At 62.3% G+C, this 19,048-nt stretch carries 19 protein-coding genes and 1 tRNA gene; 13 read left to right on the top strand and 7 right to left on the bottom strand.

Annotated elements, in window-relative coordinates; genetic code table 11:
- Positions 1 to 72 precede the first annotated feature (72 nt).
- From glpD to glpK, 8 genes are all read left to right on the top strand, one after another.
- On the top strand, positions 73 to 1,599 hold the full coding sequence (gene glpD / locus NKI58_RS20935) for a glycerol-3-phosphate dehydrogenase (protein ID WP_352697699.1): 1,527 nt from the start codon (positions 73 to 75) through the stop codon (positions 1,597 to 1,599).
- A 39-nt stretch (positions 1,600 to 1,638) separates the two neighbouring features.
- Positions 1,639 to 2,718 carry an ABC transporter ATP-binding protein gene (locus NKI58_RS20940; RefSeq protein ID WP_254817350.1) on the top strand — a complete coding sequence of 360 codons (1,080 nt, stop codon included), beginning with the start codon at positions 1,639 to 1,641 and terminating at the stop codon, positions 2,716 to 2,718.
- Between the two features lie 9 nt (positions 2,719 to 2,727).
- On the top strand, positions 2,728 to 3,795 hold the full coding sequence (locus NKI58_RS20945; protein ID WP_352455722.1) for an ABC transporter ATP-binding protein: 1,068 nt from the start codon (positions 2,728 to 2,730) through the stop codon (positions 3,793 to 3,795).
- A 1-nt stretch (position 3,796) separates the two neighbouring features.
- Complete coding sequence (locus tag NKI58_RS20950; protein WP_023674893.1) at positions 3,797 to 4,663, top strand: carbohydrate ABC transporter permease; 867 nt, start codon at positions 3,797 to 3,799, stop codon at positions 4,661 to 4,663.
- Position 4,664: 1 nt separating this feature from the next.
- Positions 4,665 to 5,579, top strand: a complete 915-nt coding sequence (locus NKI58_RS20955) for a carbohydrate ABC transporter permease (protein ID WP_352523506.1) — start codon at positions 4,665 to 4,667, stop codon at positions 5,577 to 5,579.
- 173 nt (positions 5,580 to 5,752) lie between these two features.
- Positions 5,753 to 6,019, top strand: coding sequence for a DUF2160 domain-containing protein (locus NKI58_RS20960; protein ID WP_031211283.1), 267 nt, complete (start codon positions 5,753 to 5,755; stop codon positions 6,017 to 6,019).
- A 78-nt stretch (positions 6,020 to 6,097) separates the two neighbouring features.
- A complete protein-coding gene (locus tag NKI58_RS20965; RefSeq protein WP_352785254.1) occupies positions 6,098 to 7,825 on the top strand; it encodes an ABC transporter substrate-binding protein in 1,728 nt (575 codons plus the stop codon).
- A gap of 146 nt (positions 7,826 to 7,971) precedes the next feature.
- Positions 7,972 to 9,465 carry a glycerol kinase GlpK gene (gene glpK / locus NKI58_RS20970; RefSeq protein WP_352593470.1) on the top strand — a complete coding sequence of 498 codons (1,494 nt, stop codon included), beginning with the start codon at positions 7,972 to 7,974 and terminating at the stop codon, positions 9,463 to 9,465.
- Between the two features lie 86 nt (positions 9,466 to 9,551).
- On the opposite strand, the gene NKI58_RS20975 is transcribed toward glpK, so the two are convergent.
- A complete protein-coding gene (locus NKI58_RS20975; protein WP_352568814.1) occupies positions 9,552 to 10,028 on the bottom strand; it encodes a BA14K family protein in 477 nt (158 codons plus the stop codon).
- A 309-nt stretch (positions 10,029 to 10,337) separates the two neighbouring features.
- On the opposite strand from NKI58_RS20975, the gene NKI58_RS20980 reads away from it, so the two are divergent.
- Positions 10,338 to 10,413 (top strand) — tRNA-Lys (locus tag NKI58_RS20980).
- A gap of 240 nt (positions 10,414 to 10,653) precedes the next feature.
- Here the strand turns inward: NKI58_RS20980 and NKI58_RS20985 are convergent.
- The 5 genes from NKI58_RS20985 to NKI58_RS21005 are packed head-to-tail and all read right to left on the bottom strand — an operon-like array spanning position 10,654 to position 14,957.
- On the bottom strand, positions 10,654 to 10,896 hold the full coding sequence (locus NKI58_RS20985) for a hypothetical protein (RefSeq protein ID WP_352620067.1): 243 nt from the start codon (positions 10,894 to 10,896) through the stop codon (positions 10,654 to 10,656).
- A 45-nt stretch (positions 10,897 to 10,941) separates the two neighbouring features.
- On the bottom strand, positions 10,942 to 12,066 hold the full coding sequence (gene dprA / locus NKI58_RS20990) for a DNA-processing protein DprA (protein WP_352620066.1): 1,125 nt from the start codon (positions 12,064 to 12,066) through the stop codon (positions 10,942 to 10,944).
- Positions 12,063 to 12,650: a glycerol-3-phosphate 1-O-acyltransferase PlsY gene (gene plsY / locus NKI58_RS20995; RefSeq protein WP_352620065.1), complete on the bottom strand. Its 588-nt coding sequence runs from the start codon at positions 12,648 to 12,650 to the stop codon at positions 12,063 to 12,065. Before plsY ends, dprA begins: the two co-directional genes overlap by 4 nt.
- A gap of 58 nt (positions 12,651 to 12,708) precedes the next feature.
- Positions 12,709 to 13,995: a dihydroorotase gene (locus NKI58_RS21000; RefSeq protein WP_352785249.1), complete on the bottom strand. Its 1,287-nt coding sequence runs from the start codon at positions 13,993 to 13,995 to the stop codon at positions 12,709 to 12,711.
- Positions 13,992 to 14,957: an aspartate carbamoyltransferase catalytic subunit gene (locus NKI58_RS21005; protein ID WP_352620063.1), complete on the bottom strand. Its 966-nt coding sequence runs from the start codon at positions 14,955 to 14,957 to the stop codon at positions 13,992 to 13,994. Before NKI58_RS21005 ends, NKI58_RS21000 begins: the two co-directional genes overlap by 4 nt.
- 155 nt (positions 14,958 to 15,112) lie before the next feature.
- Here NKI58_RS21005 and NKI58_RS21010 point away from each other — a divergent pair, with 155 nt between their 5' ends.
- The 3 genes from NKI58_RS21010 (at position 15,113) to NKI58_RS21020 (ending at position 17,766) form a co-directional block, all read left to right on the top strand.
- Positions 15,113 to 16,741, top strand: a complete 1,629-nt coding sequence (locus NKI58_RS21010) for a DNA alkylation response protein (RefSeq protein ID WP_352455730.1) — start codon at positions 15,113 to 15,115, stop codon at positions 16,739 to 16,741.
- Positions 16,742 to 16,900: 159 nt separating this feature from the next.
- Entirely contained in the window at positions 16,901 to 17,455 is a 555-nt protein-coding gene (locus NKI58_RS21015) for a hypothetical protein (protein WP_352785246.1), read from the top strand.
- Positions 17,455 to 17,766 (top strand): DUF6105 family protein, encoded by a 312-nt coding sequence (locus NKI58_RS21020; protein WP_352448794.1) that lies wholly within the window; start codon positions 17,455 to 17,457, stop codon positions 17,764 to 17,766. The genes NKI58_RS21015 and NKI58_RS21020 overlap by 1 nt, the downstream gene beginning before the upstream one ends.
- Here NKI58_RS21020 and ruvX read toward each other — a convergent pair.
- Complete coding sequence (gene ruvX / locus NKI58_RS21025; RefSeq protein WP_023674907.1) at positions 17,733 to 18,218, bottom strand: Holliday junction resolvase RuvX; 486 nt, start codon at positions 18,216 to 18,218, stop codon at positions 17,733 to 17,735. The two genes, NKI58_RS21020 and ruvX, sit on opposite strands and share 34 nt — an antisense overlap.
- Before the next feature lie 116 nt (positions 18,219 to 18,334).
- Between ruvX and NKI58_RS21030 the strand changes: the two genes are divergently transcribed.
- Complete coding sequence (locus NKI58_RS21030) at positions 18,335 to 19,042, top strand: metal-dependent hydrolase (protein WP_352785243.1); 708 nt, start codon at positions 18,335 to 18,337, stop codon at positions 19,040 to 19,042.
- Positions 19,043 to 19,048 lie beyond the last annotated feature (6 nt).

The following is a 19,048-nucleotide window of genomic DNA, read 5'->3' on the forward strand; positions in this document are numbered from 1 at the left end:
ATTTCGAAATAATTCCTCTACGGTTTCGCAAGAACCCAAAAATGCTGCAATGCGAAATCGAGGGAGGATTCTTTGAGCGCATCACCGATTCATGACATTTTCGTCATCGGTGGCGGCATCAATGGCTGCGGCATCGCCCGCGATGCCGTTGGACGTGGCTTTTCGGTTTTTCTTGCCGAGATGAACGATCTGGCCAGCGGGACCTCTTCCGGCTCGACCAAACTGATCCATGGCGGCTTGCGCTATCTCGAATTCTACGAATTCCGTCTGGTGCGCGAAGCGTTGATGGAACGCGAGGTCCTGTGGAAGAACGCGCCGCATATCATCTGGCCGATGCGCTTCGTGCTGCCATACGCCAAGGGACTGCGTCCGGCCTGGCTCATCCGGCTCGGGCTTTTCCTCTACGACCATATTGGCGGGCGCAAATTGCTGCCGCCGACGAAAACGCTGGACATGGCCAAGGATCCGGCCGGCAAGCCGCTGAAGCCGCTGTTTCGAAAGGCGTTCGAATATTCGGACGGTTGGGTCAACGATGCCCGGCTGGTTGTGTTGAACGCCCGCGACGCTGCCGAGCGCGGCGCAACCATTCGAACCCGAACAAAGGTCGTCAGCGCACGCCGCGAAGGCAATCTCTGGACGGTCAGGCTTGAAAATGTGCGGACCGGCGATACCGAGGAGGTCAAGGCGCGGCTGCTGGTCAATGCCGCCGGCCCGTGGGTCGATCAGGTGCTGTCGGCCACCGTCGGCTTGAACGACGTGCACAATGTCCGCCTCGTACAAGGCAGCCATATCGTCGTGGGCAAGAAATTCGACGACCCACGCGCCTATTTCTTTCAGAACAAGGACGGGCGCATCATTTTCGCCATCCCTTACGAGGACGAGTTCACGCTCATCGGCACCACCGACCGTGACTATCCCGGCGATCCGCACAACGTCAGGATCAATGACGCCGAGATCGACTATCTCTGCGCTGCGGCAAGCGAATATTTCGCGCAGCCGGTCAAGCCGTCGGATATCGTCTGGACCTATTCCGCGGTGCGACCGCTCTACGACGATGGCGCCTCAAAGGCGCAGGAAGCCACCCGAGACTATGTGCTGAAGGCCGATGGAGGCGAGGGTGCCGCCCCGATCGTCAACGCCTTTGGCGGCAAGATCACGACCTACCGCCGATTGTCGGAATCGATGCTCGAGAAGATCGAGGGTTTTCTCGGCAAGCGCGGCAAACCATGGACGGCAAACGCGCCGCTGCCCGGCGGTGACTTTCCCGTCACCGGCTTCGATGCCGAGGTGGCGAAACTGAAAACGGCGTACCCGTTCCTCGACGCCCGGCTGGCCCGCCGGTTGACCCGGCTCTACGGCACCCGCGCAAGGAAGCTGCTGGGCCTCGCCAAGTCGAACGTCGATCTTGGCCGCAACTTCGGCGCCGATCTCTACGAAGCCGAGGTGCGCTACCTCGTCGAAAACGAATGGGCGATGACTGCCGAGGATGTATTGTGGCGCCGGACCAAGCGCGGCCTGCGTCTCAGCCGTGAGCAGGCGGCAGTGCTCGACGAGTTCATGCGCGGAATAAGCCGGCAGCACGTAGCGGCTGCCGAATAGGAACGGCCGACTGATGCAGAAAGCCTGGGAGGAGGCATCATGCTTGAACTGAGAAACGTGACGAAGACGGTGGGTGCAGCGGAACATATCCGCGACGTCTCGCTGACGCTTCAGCACGGCTCGCTCAACGTCCTGCTCGGGCCGACGCTCTCCGGCAAGACCAGCCTGATGCGGCTGATGGCGGGCCTCGACGTGCCGACCTCGGGCTCGGTCTGGTTCGATGGCAAGGATGTCACCGGCATGCCGGTGCAAAAGCGCAACGTCGCCATGGTCTACCAGCAATTCATCAATTATCCGGCGATGACGGTCTACGAAAACATCGCCTCACCGCTGCGGGTGGCCGGCACGGATCAGGCAACGATCGACAGGGAGGTGCGCAATGCCGCCGCCCTTCTCAAACTAACGCCCTATCTCGACCGGACGCCTCTCAGTCTGTCGGGCGGCCAGCAGCAGCGCACCGCGCTGGCCCGCGCCATCGTCAAGAATGCCAGCCTCGTGCTGCTCGACGAGCCGCTCGCCAATCTCGACTACAAGCTGCGTGAAGAATTACGCGCGGAACTGCCGAAAGTCTTCGCGGCCGCCGGTACAATCTTTGTTTATGCCACGACCGAGCCGCACGAGGCTTTGCTGCTCGGCGGCAACACGGCAACGCTTTCCGAGGGCAGCATCACCCAGTTCGGGCCGACCATCGAAGTGTTCCGCAAACCGGTCGATCTGGTGACGGCGAGAACCTTCGCCGATCCGCCGCTCAACACCATCGTGCTTGCCAAGAAGGGCCTGGATTTCCTGCTCGAGGGCGGCGTGAAATTGCCGGTGCCGGCGGAACTCTTCGGCATTGCCGATGCGATCTATACGATCGGCTTCCAGCCGCATCATCTGTCCCTCGATCGGCCCAACGCCGCCGCAGTGCCGGTGCGCGCAAAGGTGACGATCACTGAGATCACCGGATCGGAAAGCTTCATCCATCTCGATTTTGCCGATGCGCGCTGGGTCATGCTGACCCACGGCATTCGCGACTTCGAGCCGGACGAGGAGGTCGAGGTGTTCATCGACCCGCGCCACATCATGGTCTTCGACGAGCACGGCCGCGCCGTGGCCGCGCCGAAGCTGGCGGCCTAGGAGGAAGCGATGGCGCGCATCGATGTCAATCATATCCGCCACTCCTATCTGCAGAACCCGCGCACGGATGCCGATTTCGCGCTGAAGGAAGTGCACCACACGTTCGAGGATGGCGGCGCTTATGCGCTGCTCGGCCCATCCGGCTGCGGCAAGACCACGCTGCTCAACATCATTTCGGGATTGCTGCATCCCTCGCATGGCCAGCTGCTGTTCAACGGCAGGGACGTGACCAATCTGTCGACCCAAGAGCGCAACATTGCGCAGGTCTTCCAGTTCCCGGTGATCTACGACACGATGACCGTCTACGACAATCTGGCATTCCCGCTGCGCAATCGCGGCGTGCCGGAGGCCGACGTCGACCGCAAGGTGCGCGAGACGCTGGAGATGACCGGGCTGGCCGATATGGCCAAACGAAAGGCGCGCGGACTGACCGCCGACCAGAAGCAGAAAATCTCGCTCGGACGCGGGCTGGTGCGCTCCGACGTCAATGCCATCCTGTTCGACGAGCCTTTGACCGTCATCGACCCGCATATGAAATGGGTGCTGCGCTCGCAGTTGAAGCAGCTTCACCGCCGCTTCGGCTACACCATGGTCTATGTCACGCACGACCAGACCGAGGCGTTGACCTTCGCCGACAGGGTGGTCGTCATGTATGACGGCGAAATCGTGCAGATCGGCACACCGGCGGAGCTGTTCGAGCGCCCGCGCCACACCTTTGTCGGCTATTTCATCGGCTCGCCCGGCATGAATGTCATGCCGGTGGCGATCGACGGCAAGACAGCGAAGCTGGGCTCGCAGCAGATCGAACTGCCGGGCGTGCCCAAGGCGGGCGGCGGCGCCATCGAGCTCGGCATCCGTCCCGAATATGTGCGCCTGGGCAGCCAGGGCATGGCCGTCCGGGTCAGCAAGGTCGAGGACGTCGGCCGCCACAAGGTGGTCCGTGCCAATCTCGAAGGACGCGAGATCGCCGCCGTCATCGGCGAGGACGAGACAGTTCCGGCTGATCCGAAGGTGCGGTTCGACCCGGCCGGCATCAACATCTATGCCGATTCCTGGCGCGTCGAGATGGGAGCCTGAAGTGGAAAAGACCTGGAACAACAGAGCCTGGTTCCTGGTGCTGCCGGTGCTGCTGCTGGTGGCGTTCTCGGCGGTCATACCGCTGATGACGGTCGTCAATTATTCGGTGCAGGACACTTTCGGCAATAACGTCTTCTTCTGGGCCGGCACGGAATGGTTCGAGGAACTGCTTTCCTCCAGCCGCTTCTGGCAGGCGATGATCCGCAACCTTGTCTTCTCCTTCATCATCCTGGCGATCGAAGTGCCGCTCGGCATCTTCATTGCGCTCAATATGCCGAAGAAGGGTTGGGGCGTGCCTGTTTGCCTTGTTTTGATGGCGTTGCCGCTGCTGATCCCGTGGAACGTCGTCGGCACCATCTGGCAGGTGTTCGGGCGCAACGACATTGGCCTGCTCGGCTATTACGTCAACGCGCTCGGCATCGACTATAATTATGTGCAAGACCCATATGACGCCTGGGTCACGGTCATCATCATGGACGTCTGGCATTGGACCAGCCTCGTCGTTCTGCTCTGCTATGCCGGCCTGGTCTCGATCCCGGATGCCTTTTATCAGGCGGCCAAGATCGACGGTGCCTCGCGCTGGGCGGTGTTCCGTTACATCCAGCTGCCGAAGATGAACCGCGTGCTGCTGATCGCCGTGCTGCTGCGCTTTATGGATAGCTTCATGATCTACACCGAACCGTTCGTGGTGACCGGCGGCGGACCCGGCAACTCGACGACCTTTCTTTCGATCGATCTCGTCAAGACGGCGCTCGGCCAGTTCGACCTCGGCCCGGCGGCGGCGATGTCGCTGGTCTACTTCCTTATCGTCCTGTTGTTGTCATGGGTGTTCTACACCGTGATGACCAATTACGACGCGGAGCGCTGAGATGAGCCGCGCTGACGAAAGAGCCGACAGAGTGAGCGAGACGACAGCTTCGGAAGGGCTTGCCAGCACGCTACGGCAGGACGAGATCGCACGGCTGATGCGCCGTCGCGGCGAGGAGTCGCGCTGGTGGTGGATCGTGCCGACGCTCTACATCATCGTTCTGCTTTTGCCGATCTACTGGCTCATCAATATGAGCTTCAAGACCAATGGCGAGATCGTCTCGTCGCTGACGCTCTACCCGCACGCACCGACATTGGCGAATTACCGCACCATCTTCACCGACGCGTCCTGGTACTCTGGCTACATCAACTCGATCACCTATGTGGTTATGAACATGGTGATTTCGGTGGCTGCGGCACTGCCTGCTGCCTATGCCTTTTCGCGCTATCGCTTCCTCGGCGACAAGCATCTGTTCTTCTGGCTGCTGACCAACCGTATGGCGCCGCCGGCGGTGTTCGCGCTGCCATTCTTCCAGCTTTATTCGGCCTTCGGCCTTATCGACACCCACATCGCCGTGGCTCTGGCGCATTGCCTGTTCAACGTGCCGCTGGCGGTGTGGATCCTCGAAGGCTTCATGTCGGGCGTACCCAAGGAGATCGACGAGACCGCCTATATTGACGGCTATTCGTTCCCACGCTTCTTCATCAAGATCTTCATGCCGCTGATTGCGAGCGGCATCGGCGTGGCGTGCTTCTTCTGCTTCATGTTCTCGTGGGTGGAGCTCTTGATCGCCCGTACGCTGACGACAACCGATGCCAAGCCGATCGCCGCGACCATGACCCGCACCGTTTCGGCCGCCGGCATGGATTGGGGGCTGCTCGCCGCAGCCGGCGTGCTGACGCTGATTCCCGGCGCGCTCGTCATCTGGTTTGTGCGCAACTACATCGCCAAGGGCTTTGCCCTGGGGAGGGTATGATGGAGCAGGTCGACAGAAGCCCATGGTGGTGGGCCGTGCTGCTTCTCGCCCTGGTCGTCGTGGCCTGGGTGGCACTTCAAATCGATTTCGTGGCAATAACGGTGGGCTTCAGCGATCCGGCCAATATCCGCCTGTGGGGATTTAACCTCTCGTCCAACCTCGATTTTTCGTGGATGGCCTGGACGTGGCCGACCGCGGCCTTCTTTGGAACCATCTTTCTGCTGCTTTGCGGCATGGCTGCGTGGGAATACGTCTCGCCGGGCGGCAATCCGCGCGTCGGCGTGCTGCGGTTCGAAACGACGCGTGGCGACCGCCTGTTCCTGTCGCTGCTTGGCAGCGCCTTTATCCATCTCGCTTGGCTGGGTCTAGTCGGACCCAATCTGTGGTGGGCTCTCGCTCTCTCCGTGGTCTACGCCGTCGGCGTGTTCCGCTACGTATAGAGGGGGAAACTGTTGGAACGGCGGCGTGCCGGCCGCCGATCCAGATCGCACTTTGAACTTTAACAGTGGAGGAAATACATGCGACGGCAATTCTTGACATCAACAACTGCGCTTGTCCTGTTGCTCGGGGCAAGCAATGCCTATGCCGGAATGGACGAGGCCAAGGCCTTCCTCGATAAGGAAATCGGGCCCCTTTCGACGCTTTCGCGCGCCGACCAGGAAGCCGAGATGCAATGGTTCATCGATGCCGCGAAACCTTTCGCCGGCATGGATATCAAGGTGGTTTCCGAAACCATCGCCACGCATCAGTATGAATCGCAGGTGCTGGCGCCGGCCTTTACGGCCATCACCGGCATCAAGGTTACGCATGACGTCATCCAGGAAGGCGACGTCGTCGAGAAGATCCAGACCCAGATGCAGACCGGCCAGAACCTCTATGACGGCTGGGTCAACGATTCCGATCTGATCGGCACGCACTGGCGCTACCAGCAGGTGCGCAACCTGACCGACTGGATGGCAGGCGACGGCAAGGATGTCACCAACCCGAATCTCGACCTGAAGGATTTCATCGGCACTTCGTTCACCACCGCGCCCGACAAGAAGCTCTACCAGCTTCCCGACCAGCAGTTCGCGAACCTCTACTGGTTCCGGTACGACTGGTTCAACGACGAGAAGAACAAGGCGGACTTCAAGGCCAAATACGGCTACGACCTCGGCGTGCCGGTCAATTGGTCGGCCTATGAGGACATCGCCGAGTTCTTCACCGGGCGTGAGATCGATGGCAAGAAGGTCTACGGCCATATGGATTATGGCAAGAAGGACCCGTCGCTCGGCTGGCGGTTCACCGACGCCTGGCTGTCGATGGCCGGCAATGGCGACAAGGGCATTCCGAACGGTCTGCCCGTCGACGAATGGGGCATCAAGGTCGACGAGAATTCGGGTCCGGTCGGTTCCTGCACGGCGCGCGGCGGCGACACCAATGGCCCGGCTTCCGTCTACGCCATCCAGAAGTACCTCGATTGGCTGAAGGCCTATGCACCGGCGGAAGCCCAAGGCATGACCTTCTCCGAATCGGGGCCGGTGCCGGCGCAGGGCGCGGTTGCCCAGCAGATCTTCTGGTATACCGCCTTCACCGCTAGCATGGTCGACGCCAGCGCCAAGGCGGTGCTGAACGACGACGGCACGCCGAAGTGGCGCATGGCGCCGTCGCCGCATGGCGTCTACTGGAAGGACGGCATGAAGCTTGGCTATCAGGACGTCGGTTCCTGGACGCTGATGAAGTCGACGCCGACCGACCGCGCCAAGGCCGCCTGGCTCTACGCGCAGTTCGTCACCTCGAAGACGGTCGACGTGAAGAAGAGCCATGTCGGCCTGACCTTCATCCGCGAGAGCACGATCCACGATAAGAGCTTCACCGAACGTGCGCCAAAGCTCGGCGGCTTGATCGAGTTCTACCGCTCGCCAGCGCGCGTCCAGTGGTCGCCGACCGGCACCAACGTGCCGGACTATCCGAAGCTGGCACAGCTCTGGTGGCAGGCGATCGGCGATGCTTCGTCGGGTGCCAAGAGCGCGCAGGAAGCGATGGACTCGCTCTGCGCCGAGCAGGAAAAGGTGATGAGCCGCATCGAGAAGTCGGGCGTCCAGGGCGATATTGGCCCGAAGATGGCCGAAGAGCATGACCTCGCCTACTGGAATACGGACGCGGTCAAGAAGGGCAATCTCGCTCCTCAGCTCAAGATCGAGAACGAGAAGGAAAAGCCGGTCACCATCAACTACGACGAGCTGGTGAAGAGCTGGCAGCAATAGGACCGTTTGATGCGGGCGTCCGCGCCCGCATCGCCATGCTCAGGGGAGGCGGCATGTTGCCGTCTCCCCTGTTTGCGTGAACGGCTCCGCGCCATCCGGGGTCGAGACATCGCAGCACCTTTGAACTCGCTTCGACGGGAGAGAGAATGACCGGATATATCCTTGCAATCGACCAGGGGACGACATCGAGCCGGGCGATCCTGTTCGACGACAAGATGAAGGTCGTCGGCAGCGGGCAAAAGGAATTCACCCAATATTATCCGGCCTCCGGCTGGGTCGAGCACGATCCCGAGGAGATATGGGCAAGCGTCGTGGAAACGGTGAAAGCCGCGCTGAAGACAGCCGGCCGCAACGCAGCGGAAGTCGCCGCGATCGGCATCACCAACCAGCGCGAAACGGTCGTCATCTGGGACAAGGAGACCGGCAAGCCGATCCACAACGCGATTGTCTGGCAGGACCGCCGCACCGCGCCGCTGTGCCAGAAACTGAAGAAGCTGGGGCTGGAGAAGAAATTCACGAAAAAGACCGGCCTGCTGCTCGATCCCTATTTCTCCGGCACCAAGATCGCCTGGATGCTGGACAAGGTGAAGGGCGCCAGAAAACGTGCCGAGAAGGGCGAACTGCTGGCTGGCACCATCGACAGTTTCCTGATTTGGCGCCTGACTGGCGGCAAGGTCCACGCCACTGACGCCACCAATGCCTCGCGCACACTGGTCTACAACATCGAACAAAACGCTTGGGACGACGAGCTGCTGGCCATTTTCGGCATACCTGCAAGAATGCTGCCGCAGGTGAAAGATTGTGCCGATGATTTTGGAATCACCGACAAAAGCCTGTTTGGTGCAGAGATCAGAATCCTCGGTGTGGCCGGCGACCAGCATGCGGCGGCGATCGGCCAAGCCTGTTTCGAGCCAGGCATGATGAAATCCACCTACGGCACCGGTTGCTTCGCGCTGCTCAACACCGGCAGCGATCTGGTGCGTTCGAAGAACCGGCTTTTGACCACCATCGCCTACAGGCTGAACGGCAAGACCACCTACGCTCTGGAAGGCTCGATCTTTATCGCGGGCGCCGCCGTGCAATGGCTGCGCGACGGCATCAAGGTAATCGGCAAGGCCGAGCATAGCGGCAAATTGGCAGCGGAAGCCGATCCGACGCAGAACGTCTATCTTGTGCCGGCTTTCGTCGGGCTCGGGGCACCGCACTGGGATGCCGGAGCGCGCGGCGCCATCTTCGGGCTGACCCGCAATTCGGGGCCGGCGGAATTTGCCCGCGCGGCACTGGAATCCGTTGCGTTCCAAACACGCGACCTGCTTGACGCCATGCGCAAGGACTGGAAGGCCGCCTCGGCCAAGACCGTGCTTAGGGTCGATGGCGGCATGGTGGCGTCGGACTGGACCATGCAGCGGCTGGCCGACATTCTCGATGCGCCGGTAGACCGGCCGACAATTCTCGAGACGACTGCGCTTGGTGCGGCATGGCTGGCCGGCTCGAAGGCCGGTGTCTGGCCGAAGGCGCGGGAATTCGCCAGGAGTTGGGCGCTCGAGCGCCGGTTCAAGCCGGACATGGATGCTTCGACACGTGCCGCCAAGCTGGCCGGTTGGCGCCACGCTGTGCGCAGGACGCTAAGTACGCAATAGGCAGGGATGCCCCGATGCCCCGGGATTCGCAGTAATGAAAAACCCGCGCCGTTTCGGGCGCGGGCTTGCAGCCTCTAATCTAGGACTCAGTAAGGCGACCGGCACTGCCGGCGCGGACCGTAGTTGGGCTGGTAAGTGTTGTCAGAAGCGCGATAGCTCCGATAACGGTCATAGCACCACTGCACGTGGGCATCGCCACGATAGACACGATTCTGGTTGACGATCGCGCCGGTAATCAGCGCTCCGGTAGCAAACGCAGCCAGCGGGAACCAGAAATCGCCGTGACGGCGATAGCCGCGACGATATTCGCGATAGCCGCGATGGCCGCGCCAATACATGCCGTCGTTACGCGCAAAACTGCGCCGGGAGAAATCGCGACGCGAGAAATCGCGATTGAAACTCCGGTGCCTCCGCCACGGCTCGTACTGGACGGTCTGGACATTCGAGGTGAGCCCCTGGGCCGGGGGCGCATAGCTGGGCTGAGCGTTGACTGGCACGATCTCCGCGGCAGCGAATGAGATCGAAAGAGTGGTCGCCAGCAGGCCCGACATGATCCTATTCATGGTCTTCTCCTTGAAACGCATGTCCCTTATCGCGGGAAACGGGCAGGCTGCGCAAATTGTTCCGCCAAAAATCCCAAGTTGCTGATCCGCAAAGGTTCTTCCGATTTGCTGCTTGCCTTTGTCGGCATAGAGGGCGAGCTTCGGTCTTGCGCGAGAACGAGGCCGTTCCGTCGACGCCGAAGCGCTCCGCAAGGCATGATGACACTGCAGGACAGTCCGGAATTGAGAGCCGTCTTTTTCCGGTTGACCGGCAGAGGCACTCTCCCTATGTTCCGCGCAATTTCGAGGGCGGCCTTTCTGAGCCCGCGGGAGCGCGTAGCTCAGCCGGTAGAGCAACTGACTTTTAATCAGTAGGTCATGGGTTCGAATCCCATCGCGCTCACCAAAATCAAGATTGTACGGCCCGGAGACATGGGTAACAGTTTGTACCTAAGACATGGGTGACAACCTCGTGCCGAACGCATGCAGTGGCTTTAGCCGCCCGCTCCATCGTCCATCATCGTGCCGGTGAGCGCCTCATAGGCTCTGCTGCACAGCTGTGAATGCGGACAATCCTTCACGATAAGCACTAGCGCCACGGTGAGAACTGCTGCGGCAAGGATTTGTACACCGAGACGGGCAGTGCTTACCTTCCTGCCCAACACACCGGCCAAGAAAAGTAGAGACCCTGGGCCATGCAGGCTGCGGTCAGAATGCCCAAAAGCGTGCTGGTCGCTCTTGCGAAGGGCGTTATGTAGCCGTCGGGAAAACCCAGCATGCCGAGATCCATCGACCATTTCAGCGCCAGCATGACGCTCAACGCTGCCCAAACGAGGGCCGTCGTACGAGTGAACAGCGTCTGCTTTGGCTTCTCACCTAGATCAGTCATGGAATCACGTCGGAATTGCGTGCCGGGACATGCGCAAGCTCTCGGTCAAATCAGCGAGACATTACCGCCGGCATGGCGCTCGAGCCGTCCGGCGAGGTCGAGCTCCAGCAGCACCATGAACACTTGGGCGGGATGCAGGCCGGTGTGGCGGATGATCTCGTCTACCGCCACTGGCGTCGGGCCGAGCGCCTCGACGACGCGGTCGCGGTCGTCCTCGCGCGGCGGCGGCGTTGCCGAAAAGTCGGGCGGCTCCTCAAGCGGCGATGTCCTTGGGGCCCAGGCGCCGACCAGCGGCGCGACCGCGCTGGTGATATCGGCGGCCTCGGTGACAAGGGTTGCGCCGTCCTTGAGCAGGCCATTGGTGCCGGCGGCGCGCGGATCGAGCGGCGAACCGGGAACGGCAAAGACCAGCCGGCCCATCTCGCCGGCAAGCCGGGCGCTGATCAGTGAGCCGGAGCGCTGTGCGGCCTCGACCACCACCAATCCCAATGCAGCACCGGCGACGAGCCGGTTGCGGCGCGGAAAATCCTGTGCGCGCGGCTGCCAGCCAAACGGCATTTCGGAAATGATGGCGCCGCCGCGCTCGGCGATCTCGTCGCACAGGCCGGCATTTTCGGGCGGGTAGGGCAAATCGAGGCCGCCGGCGAGCACGCCGATTGTGCCAGTCGCAAGGCTGCCCTGGTGCGCGGCCGTATCGATGCCGCGCGCTAGGCCGGAGACGATGCCATAGCCGTCGCGGCCGAGATCCGCCGCCAGCATCCGCGCCATCTTGATGCCGGCCAGCGATGCGTTGCGAGCGCCGACGATGGCGACCGCTGGCAAGCGGAACACCGCGCTATTGCCCCTGACCGCGAGCAGCGGCGGCGGATGATCCATGCTTTTCATCAGCGGCGGATAATCCGCTTCGCCGATGCCGACGAAGCGGGCGCCAGCCCGCCGGGCGGTCTCCAGCTCCGCCTCGGTCTCGGCAATGGACGGGATGCGGACGATTTTTTTGGCGCCACCCGAAATCATCAGCTCGGGCAGCATCGATAGCGCTGCTTCGGCCGAACCGAACCGGTTGATCAGGTCGCGAAAGGAAGCCGGGCCGACATTCGGCGTGCGGATCAGACGAAGCCAGCTCAGCCGCTGCCGGTCGCTGAGGCGCGGCCCGGCGTCGGGCTCGCTCACTCCTTGGCCCCGATCTTACCCTCGGTGCCGGCAAGCAGCCGCGCAATGTTGGCGCGGTGCTTTACGATGACGATTAGGCTCATCGCCGCGAAAAGCCCGGCAATCTGCGGCGTGCTCAGGAAATACAGCGCCATGGGCACCACGACTGATGCCGTCAGTGCCGCAAGCGAGGAGAAGCGGAACAGGAAGGCCACCGCCAGCCAGACGACGGCGAAGATCAGCGCCGCCTGCCAGGCAAGGCCGATCAGCACGCCAAGGTAAGTGGCGACACCCTTGCCCCCCTTGAAGCCGAGCCAGACCGGAAAGAGATGACCTAAAAACGCGCCGAAGCCGGCCCAAAGTCCGAGCTCGGGCGCAAAGCGGCCTGCGATCAGCACCGCCGCGGTGCCTTTAAGGGCGTCGAGCAGAAGCGTGGCCGCGGCCAAGCTCTTGTTGCCGGTGCGCAGCACATTGGTGGCGCCGATGTTGCCGGAGCCGATGTTGCGCACGTCGCCGAGGCCGGCGGCACGGGTGATCAGCAGGCCAAACGGGATCGAGCCGAGAAGATAGCCGAACACCAATGCCAAGACGGGACTGTAAGCCATTGTTCCCCCGAACTTTCCTTGGCTGAGCGGATTTTAAGCCGTGACGCCTGTTTTCGTCCTAGGCCGAAAACACTGTGCGGCCCGCCACCATCGTTTGCAAGACCTTGCCTTGCAGTCGTGCGCCTTCGAAACAGGTGTTTTTCGAGCGTGAGCGGATGCCGCTCTCGCTGACGACCCATGGCTCGTCCAGATCGACGAGCGAAAGGTCGGCCAATACCCCCGGTTTCAGCGTGCCGCCGGGCAGGCCGAACAATCTTGCCGGCGCGGTCGACAGTGTCTCGACCAGCCGGAGCAGCGTCACGTCGCCATTGTGATAGAGCCGCAGCGCTGCGCCTAGCAGCGTTTCCAGGCCGATGGCGCCGGCCGCGGCATCGGCAAAGGGAAGGCGCTTGGTGTCGACGTCCTGCGGGTCGTGCGAGGAGACGATGAGATCGATGGTGCCGTCCTTGATCGCTTCGATCATCGCCAGCCGGTCTTCCTCGGCGCGCAGCGGCGGCGTCAGCCGGAAGAAGGTGCGGTACTCGCCGACATCATTCTCGTTGAGCGACAGATTGTGGATCGACACGCCTGATGTGACGTTGGCGCCATCGGCTTTTGCGCGCGCTACCGCGTTTGCCGCCATAGCCGTCGAAATCTTGGCAGCGTGATAGGCGCCGCCGGTCAGCCGAGCCAACGCGAGATCGCGCTCCAGGGGGATCGATTCGGCTTCGCGCGGAATGCCGGCAAGGCCAAGCCAGCTTGCGTAAAGGCCTTCGTTCATCACGCCGGCCGAAGCGAGGTCGGCGTCTTGGGTTTCATGCGCGATGACGCCACCGAAATCGCGCGCATAGGTCAGCGCGCGGCGCATCACCAGCGCGCTGGCAATAGAATGCCGGCCATCGGTGAAGGCGACCGCGCCGGCCTCGCGCAGCAGGCCGAATTCGGTCATCTCGCGGCCTTCCAGCCCCTTGGTGATCGCTGCTGCCGGCAAGATGTTGACGATTGCGGTGTCCTTGGCGGTGCGCAGCACGAACTCGACCAGTGCGACATTGTCGATCACCGGGTCGGTATCGGGCATCATGACGATTGAGGTGACGCCGCCGGCCGCCGCAGCGATGCTCGCCGAAGCAATGGTCTCCCGGTGTTCGCCGCCGGGTTCGCCGATGAAGACGCGCGCGTCGATCAATCCAGGAATGATAGTCTTGCCGGCGCAGTCGATGATGGTGGCGCCTTCGGGCGCGCCCTGGTTCAAAGCCGCCTTGCCGGCGGCAACGATTTTGCGGCCTTCGACGATGACGGTGCCGACCTCATCGATGCCGCGCGACGGGTCGACGATGTGGGCCCGGCTGAAGACCGTTATGCTCATCTGGCGCGGCCCTCGTGGTTTCGACGGGGGTCGAGCAGCGCTTCCATAACCGCCATGCGCACGGCGACGCCCATCTCAACCTGTTCCTGGATAACGCTTTGCGGGCCGTCGGCGATCTCGGAGGCGATCTCGACGCCGCGGTTCATCGGGCCGGGATGCATGACCAGCGCACCGTCCTTGGCCGCCTTCAGCTTCTCCGCGTCGAGGCCGAAATAGCGGAAATATTCGCGCACCGACGGTACGAAAGCGCCTTCCATGCGTTCGCGCTGCAGGCGCAGCATCATCACCACGTCGGCGTCCTTCAGACCCTCGGCCATGGAACGGGTGACGATGACGCCCATCTTCTCGATGCCGGCGGGCAAAAGCGTCGAAGGGGCGACGACCCTGACCTGGGCACCAAGCGCGTTGAGCAGGATGATGTTGGAGCGGGCCACGCGCGAATGCAGGATGTCGCCGCAGATCGCCACGATCAGCTTCGACAACGGACCCTTGACGCGGCGGATGGTTAGTGCGTCGAGCAGCGCCTGGGTAGGGTGCTCATGGGCGCCGTCGCCGGCATTGACCACCGAACAGCCGACTTTTTGGGCGAGAAGTGCTGCCGCGCCGGCCGATTGATGGCGGATGATCAATATGTCGGGACGCATGGCATTCAGCGTCATCGCCGTATCGATCAGCGTCTCGCCCTTTTTCACCGACGAACTCGCTACGGACATGTTCATGACATCGGCGCCGAGCCGTTTGCCGGCCAGCTCGAATGACGATTGCGTACGGGTCGAGGCTTCGTAGAAGAGATTGATCTGGGTGCGGCCGCGCAGCGTCGATGTCTTCTTGTCCGACTGCCGCGAGATGGCAACGGCCCTGTCCGCCCGGTCGAGCAGAAGCTCGATGTCGGCAGGGGAAAGATCGCGGATGCCCAGAAGATGGCGGTGGGGATAAAGCGGCAGGGACGATGCGTCGGTCATCTCAAGTCGCTGCTATAGGGGGGAGGCTCCGCGGCTGCAAGCACCGGCTTGGGATTGGATTGGTTCTCCCCGGTATTTTCGTCGCGCGCCGCTGGCCATAGGCTATAAACCGCCTTGGCTTTGGATTCGCAGCCTTCAGGTGATAAGGACGAAGCGTGACTGACGACGTGACCAACCAGCCGCCGCCGCTGGCCGGCGGCAACGCCTGGCGGGGCGATCCGTTGCTGATCCAGCTTGCCGAGCGCTTTTCCGATCCAGTGCGCAAGGACCTCGACGGGCTTGGCCGTTTCGTTCTGACCCATGAGGCGCAGGAACTGGCCCGTCTTGCCAATGTCGAGATGCCGAAGCTCAGGACCCATGACCGCCAGGGCCGGCGCATCGACCAGGTCGAGTTCCATCCCGCCTATCACGCGCTCATGCGCCGCTCTGTTGCCAACGGGCTGCATTCGTCGGTCTGGGAGAATGGCGACGCCGAGATCGGCCGCCGCCACCAGGTGCGCGCTGCACGCTTTTACCTCACGGCTGAGCTCGAAACCGGACATCTCTGCCCGATCACCATGACCAGCGCTTCGCTGGCAGCACTGATGGCCAGCCCGAAGCTGTTTCGCGAATGGGCGCCTCGGGTGACGACGCGCAAATACGATCAAAGCCAAAAGCCTCCGGTCGAAAAAGCCGGGCTGACACTCGGCATGGGCATGACCGAGAAGCAAGGCGGCACCGATGTCCGTGCCAACGTCACCAGGGCCGAGCGCGCGGGCAGCGGGTTTTATCGCCTGACCGGCCACAAATGGTTCATGTCGGCGCCGATGTCGGATGCCTTCCTGGTGCTCGGACAGGTGCCGGAGGGACTATCGTGCTTTCTCGTGCCCCGCTTGCTCGGCGACGGATCCGGCAACGGCTTCCGTTTTCAACGGCTGAAGGACAAGCTCGGCAATCGATCCAATGCCTCGTCGGAGGTGGAATTCGTCAATGCCATCGGCGAGATGGTCGGCGAGCCCGGCGCGGGCGTGAAGACGATCATGGACATGGTGACCCTGACGCGGCTCGACTGCGCCGTCGCCTCGTCAGCGATCATGCGGGCCGGACTGGCCGAGGCTGTCCACCACACGCGCCACCGCAAGGTGTTCGGAACCAATCTGATCGAGCAGCCGCTGATGCAGCGTGTGCTGGCCGATATGGCGCTCGACGTTGCCGCCGCTACCGCGCTGTCGTTCCGGCTGGCGCGCTCCTTCGACGAGGCGGCCGGCGACCGCGGCGAGGCGGCCTTCGCCCGCGCCATGACGCCGGTCGTCAAATACTGGGTCTGCAAGATTGCGCCGCCGCTGCTCTATGAAGCGATGGAGTGCCTCGGCGGCAATGGCTATGTCGAGGAGGGGCCGCTCGCCCGCTACTATCGCGAAGCTCCGGTCAACGCGATCTGGGAAGGTTCAGGCAACGTCATGGCGCTCGACGTGTTGCGCGTGCTCGGCCGCGCGCCAGGCCTGTTCGACGACGTGCTGGCCGGCATCGACCGCGATCTCGGCGCCGGCGGACGCGGCACCGTCGGCGTGCTCAAGGCAGCAATGCAGGTCGCAGCAACCGACGAGGGCTCGGCGCGGCTCTTGACCGAGCAATTGGCATTGTCGGCGGCGGCGGCAGAGCTTCGCAGGCTGGGGGCAGGGCGGATCGCCGACGCCTTCGTCGAAACGCGCCTCGCCGGCCAGTGGCGCAATACCTATGGCATGATCGATTCCCGCCATGATGCGCGCATGATCATCGATACGCTCTACCCGCCGATCAACTAAGGGCCGTCGCCCAATTCGCTGCCGCTCTCGCGACCCTGTGAATGGCCGTTAACCTTAACGAATGGTTTCCATTGCGGCGGCCGGTGGCAAAGCCCAGTGTTATGGTTAAGGCAAGGATTGTTCAGCTTGAGCGGCTTTGCCCTGCGAAGCAGGAGCGTCATGCGGCATATTCTGAGCTCTTTTCTGGCATTGCATTGGGCGACCGTTTTCGCCCTGCTGGCGTTCATTTGCATCGACGGGAATCGAGGCGTGGCGACGGCCCTTGGCGTACTGGGCGTTCCCGTCCAGAACACTCGATCTGCCGATCTCGAAAACGCCGTCGTCGTGGCGCCGCTCGCCGTGGCACTGCTTGTCGTCGCGGTGCTGTTCTGCTGGGCCTTTGTTGAAGCACTGACCAGCGACACGACCAACCCGGATCCCGCCGATAGCGTCATGCGAATCGCCTCCATTTCCGCCTTGGGCGTGCTGTCGCTGATCGTCATCGGCGGCGCCGCGCAAGGCATCAATGGGCTGTTCATGATTGTCGCGGTGCAATTGGCGGCACTTCTGGCGTCCTATGTCGCGATGCTCGCGGAGCGGCGGTCGACCGTTGCCGCGGCAGTTCCAGGGACCGGCGAAATCCGAGCGGCCGCGCATGTCATGGCCAAGGCAGCGGCGCATAATTCCTCGCTTGCCCGCATTTCCGGCCGGCTGGATTCGAGGGATGACCGCTGATGCGCACCTTGTTCGCGCTGTGGGCGGCTCCGCTCCTCTTGTTTTGGGGCTGGTTCTTTCTGTCGCTCAACGACATCAATTTCGGCTATGTCATCCTGAGCCGCCAATTACACGATCTCGTCTTCCAGCTCTATGGACAGATGCTCGGCGTTGATCCGGCGCTTATTCCGGGCATGGTGGCGAAAGCTTGCGTGTTCGATGGGCTGCTGCTGGTGGCGTTCTGGGCATTTCGCCGCCGCAAGGCGATTGGTGGCTGGATCACGGCGATGCGCAACCGCTATTTCGACCAGGCATCGACGCCGAGCGCCTGAAGCCGGTCGAGAACACCTTGGAGGATAAAAGCGGCCGCCGCAGAATCGATCTTGCCGGCGCGTTTCTTGCGGGAAAAATCCATCTCGATCAGCGTCCGCTCGGCCGCCACCGTCGACAGCCGTTCGTCCCAAAAGAGGAAGGGCAGATCGGTCAATCCAGCCATGTTGCGCACGAAAGCGCGGGATTTTTGGGCGCGCGGGCCTTCGGAGCCGTCCATGTTGATGGGGAGGCCGATCACCACGGCGCCGGCATTTTCCTTCTGTAGCAGAGCGAGCAGCACTGCGGCATCGAGCGAGAATTTCCTGCGCATGATGACAGGGCGCGGGTGGGCGAACGACAAGCCGCGGTCGGAAACCGCCACGCCGATTGTCTTGTCGCCGAGGTCGAGACCGGCCAGGGTCTTGCCGCCGCCAAGCCGGGCCGGCAACTCCTCGATGGTGATGATGCCCAACCGCTTTTCCTTTGACCGCGACGCCGCACGTCCTATACGCGCAAAGCGTGCGCGGCACTTTAATTTCGCCGTCGGCGTTCTATCCTCTACCGAAGCAAAAATCGAGGAAAGCATTGATGAAACTGACCTGGTACGGACATTCGGCATTCCGAATCGAAATCGAAGGCGCGAAAATCCTCATCGACCCCTATCTGGTCGGCAATCCGTCATGGACGGGCGGCTGGGAAGGGCCGGCCGAAGGGATCACGCACGTGTTGCTCACCCATGGCCACAGCGACCACATCAGCGGCGCCATCGAAGTGCTCAAGAAGAGCGGCGCGATGCTGGTCGCCAATTTCGAGATTTGCATGTACCTGGTCGGCAAGGGCGTCGGTGACAAGCAGATCAATCCCGGCAATATCGGCGGCACCGTCGATTGCGGCGGCTTCACCACCACCTTCGTTCAGGCTCTGCATTCATCGTCCTTTCCGGGCGAGGGTGGCCAGAATACCTATCTCGGCAATCCTGGTGGGCTCGTCCTGCACTTTCCCGAGGACAAGACGCTTTATCATATGGGCGACACCGACATTTTTTCCGACATGGCGCTGATCAACGAGTTGCACGAACCGAAGATCGGCATCGTGCCGATCGGCGACCGCTTCACCATTGGTGGCGCGGTAGCAGCCCTTGCCTGCCAGCGTTTCTTCAAGTTCGAGACGGTCGTTCCCGCTCACTTCGGCACATTTCCGATGATCGATCAGACCGCCGACAAATTCGTGGCCGGGCTGGATGGATCCGGTGTGAAAGTTGCGTTGCCGAAGATCGGCGAGACGATTACGGTGTAAAGAAAG

It is taken from the genome of Mesorhizobium sp. M0522 (genome assembly GCF_040321085.1).
Lineage (GTDB): Bacteria > Pseudomonadota > Alphaproteobacteria > Rhizobiales > Rhizobiaceae > Mesorhizobium.